Raw genomic sequence first — 525 nt, forward strand, 5'->3', positions numbered from 1 at the left:
GGCTGCGGCAAATCTACCCTTGCCCGCCAGTTGACGCTGATCGAAGCGCCTACGCAAGGCGAGCTGTTTATCAATGATGAAGGCACCACTGGCTACAGTAGAAAGGCGCTTAAAGACTTACGTACTGAAATTCAAATGGTCTTCCAAAACCCTTATGGTAGCTTAAACCCGCGTCATACTATCGCCTATCAACTGACGGAGCCATTGGATATTCATACCAATCTGTCTAAAGAAGAAAAGCGTGACAAAATCAATGAGATGATGAGAAATGTCGGCCTACGTCCTGAACATGCTGGGCGTTTTCCACATATGTTTTCGGGTGGTCAGCGCCAGCGGATTGCCCTCGCCCGCGCGATGATGCTCAATCCAAAAATTGTCGTCGCTGATGAGCCGACCTCTGCACTTGATGTGTCGATTCAAGCGCAAGTCTTAAATCTATTTATGGATTTGCAGGATGAGTATCGTACTGCTTACGTCTTTATCTCACACAACTTGTCAGTCGTACGCCATGTCGCTGATGATGTC

1 protein-coding gene is annotated in these 525 nt (G+C 47.8%); it reads left to right on the forward strand.

Features of this window, described 5'->3' with window-relative positions:
• The coding region (locus tag ACS8FC_RS20735; RefSeq protein WP_439298171.1) for an ATP-binding cassette domain-containing protein at positions 1-525 on the forward strand (525 nt) is incomplete at both ends.

The organism is Psychrobacter sp. 1Y4, from assembly GCF_051847555.1.